General features: G+C 45.5%; 3 protein-coding genes. All 3 read right to left on the bottom strand.

Translation table 11 applies throughout. The annotated features are described in order from the left end of the window. Positions 1-30: 30 nt before the first annotated feature. Genes LGT40_RS00650 through tldD form a run of 3 tightly spaced genes read right to left on the bottom strand, consistent with a single transcriptional unit; the run spans position 31 to position 2,749 of the window. The gene (locus LGT40_RS00650) at positions 31-258 is read right to left on the bottom strand and encodes a sulfurtransferase TusA family protein (protein WP_226074127.1); all 228 of its coding nucleotides are present in this window, start codon (positions 256-258) and stop codon (positions 31-33) included. Continuing rightward, complete coding sequence (locus LGT40_RS00655) at positions 255-1,307, bottom strand: tRNA (5-methylaminomethyl-2-thiouridylate)-methyltransferase (RefSeq protein WP_226074129.1); 1,053 nt, start codon at positions 1,305-1,307, stop codon at positions 255-257. Before LGT40_RS00655 ends, LGT40_RS00650 begins: the two co-directional genes overlap by 4 nt. After that, on the bottom strand, positions 1,307-2,749 hold the full coding sequence (gene tldD, locus LGT40_RS00660; protein WP_226074131.1) for a metalloprotease TldD: 1,443 nt from the start codon (positions 2,747-2,749) through the stop codon (positions 1,307-1,309). The genes LGT40_RS00655 and tldD overlap by 1 nt, the downstream gene beginning before the upstream one ends. Between the last annotated feature and the right edge of the window lie 139 nt (positions 2,750-2,888).

Genomic DNA, 2,888 nt, shown 5'->3' on the forward strand with positions numbered 1-2,888 from the left:
AAAAAAAATCCACACTGCACCAAATAAGTGCTATGCACCAACTCGGACCGTAATAATGATCTCGTCTTCCATTTCGACAGAATCAACAATCTCATGTCCATGAATTCTGGCCCAGGCTGGAATATCACTTAACGCCCCCGGATCAGTACATACTACTTTGAGAATATCTCCCAAAGTTAATTCAGCTACTTTATTCTGCGTTTTGATGACTGGCAAGGGACATAATAGCCGTCTTGCATCTAATTCAATCTGTTTCATACGTACCACTCCTGTGGAACCTGCTCCGCGGTGATTGGCCTTGCCTGAATTTGTTGCGAAGATTGGTCAGGTAAAGAAATCTTCACTTCGACCTCATCAGCATAACGACCTTGACCAAAACGCGCGACAATCGATGCAGCTAGCGGGAAATCCTGCTGATCAATATCACCATCAATAATCGCCATAGGGCCATTATGACTGGTGGAATACAGACTGATAAATTGTTTACGATAACCTTCGAGAAACTTACTCTCTCCAGCATCACGAGCAATGATCATTTTGAAATCGGCTTTTGGCCGGATATGTCGACCAACTTTCAATAACATAATGTCATCAAGTTCATATTCACGACTATTTCTGGCTTTCCACAAATCAACAAGCTTGCTGGAATAGCTTTCATCGGTCAGGAAACAACAACCGCCAGCAGGAGTGGCAAAATCATCAAAGCCAAATTGTTTTGCCAATGCAATTTGCGGTTTACGATTACGCCCATGAAAATCATACAGTTTGCTCCGGTCCACCCATCCCTCACGCTCGGGTTTGGTCGGCTGGAGATTTTTCGCACATAAAGGCCGCAACAATAAATCATCTGCACCGGACTCAGCCGCGACAATTGGCATCGTGCGTTTTAATTGGGATTTGGGCCGTTGACCAATGACTTCGCCGGTAATAATAAAATCAAATCCCTGCATATGATTTGCTTTTACCCATTCCACCGCTTTTTTGACCATAAAGATTTTACAGTCAAGGCAGGGATTCATATTCGCGCCATAACCATGCTTTGGATTAAGCAACACATCTTTATATTCTTCGATCACATCGATGATATGTAACTTGATACCCAGCTGTTCAGCTACCCATAATGCGTTATTACGTTTCTGTTTATCTTTGTGCTGATTACGTATCGCATGCGTATGACCTTCTACACAGAATCCGGTAAAAAAATTGATACCTTCAACTTCGATACCTTGTTCCTGCAGAACACGTACCGCCAACATGGAATCCAATCCGCCTGAAATCAAGGCAACGGCTTTGTGTGGAGAACGCATTAAGCCGTCCCCCCAACCGTTAACGCATCAATTTTCAAGGTTGGTTGCCCCACTCCAACCGGCACACTTTGCCCTTCTTTACCACAGTTACCGATACCAGAGTCCAATTCAAGATCATCCGCCACCATGCTGATACGATTCATGACTTCCGGTCCATTGCCGATGAGCGTTGCGCCTTTCACTGGTCGCGTCACTTTGCCATTTTCAATCAGATAGGCTTCACTGCTGGAAAAAACAAATTTGCCTGAAGTGATATCGACCTGGCCACCACCGAAATTGACTGCGTAAATGCCTTTTTCAACACTGGCAATAATTTCTTCTGCTTTATGTTGGCCTGCCAGCATATATGTATTCGTCATACGCGGCATGGGCAGATGCGCATATGACTCTCTTCTGCCATTGCCGGTGCTTCGCATGCCCATCAACCGAGCATTTAACTTATCCTGCATGTAACCCGTCAAACGGCCATTTTCAATAAGTGTGGTAAATTCGGTCGGTGTTCCTTCGTCATCAATAGTTAATGAACCACGACGGTTTGCTAAGGTGCCATCATCCACTACGGTGCATAGTGACGAAGCCACTTGCTCACCGATCTTGCCGGAAAATGCAGAAGTATCACGGCGATTAAAATCACCTTCCAGACCATGTCCGACGGCTTCATGCAATAACACGCCAGGCCAGCCTGAGGCTAACACTACCGGCATGGTGCCGGCAGGGGCATCAACCGCTTCCAGATTAACCAGAGCTTGTCTTACCGCTTCTTTAGCAAATCCTACAGCGAGGTCATTATCGATAAAATACTGGTAATCAAGACGACGGCCGCCTCCAGCACTACCACGTTCTCTCCGACCATTTGATTCCACGATGACGCTGACGTTCATACGAATTAATGGCCGGATATCTGCCGCATAGGTGCCATCACTGGCAGCGATTAAAATATGCTCAAGGCTTCCCGCCAAACTGACCGTTACCTGGGTCACTCGTGGATCAGCAGCGCGTGCATAAGCGTCGGCTTCACGTAACAGATTCAATTTTGTTTGAGTATCCATACCCAAAATAGGATCGAGGTCAGTATAAAAAGGGGATGCATTGATCATCTTGCGTGCATCTATTTGTTGTTGCTGACCATGCTTTACCACGGCACTGGCCGCACTGGTCGCTTCCAGCAAGGATTTCAAACTTAGATCATCTGAATAGGCAAAACCTGTTTTTTCACCACTGCACGCTCTTACCCCTACGCCTTGTTCAAGATGATAACCACCATCTTTGATAATGCCATCATCCATTAACCAATTTTCGGCGCGAGCGCGCTGGAAATACAAATCAGCAAAATCGACACCAGGACGCATAGCACTGGAGAGTGCCCGTTCAATATCCTGTGACTGCAATTCAGCGGGTAACAGGATCTTTTGTTCCAATTGGTCAAACATAGAGTTTTTCATTGTATTCAAACTACACAGCAAATTGACAATCTTAGCAGATCCTAGGGTCTGTTGATCTTTGCTGTACAAAAATTAATCAGCCCACATTGGCAGCCACATCATAGTAAAAGCCAGCATCAACATGCTGTGATAGTTGCGT

This window comes from Methylophaga pinxianii (genome assembly GCF_020447225.1).
GTDB lineage: Bacteria > Pseudomonadota > Gammaproteobacteria > Nitrosococcales > Methylophagaceae > Methylophaga > Methylophaga pinxianii.

Coding starts and splice junctions, on each gene's coding strand:
- LGT40_RS00650 (WP_226074127.1), bottom strand. CDS start 258: ATGAAACAGATTGAATTAGATGCAAGACGGCTATTATGTCCCTTGCCA.
- LGT40_RS00655 (WP_226074129.1), bottom strand. CDS start 1,307: ATGCGTTCTCCACACAAAGCCGTTGCCTTGATTTCAGGCGGATTGGAT.
- tldD (WP_226074131.1), bottom strand. CDS start 2,749: ATGAAAAACTCTATGTTTGACCAATTGGAACAAAAGATCCTGTTACCC.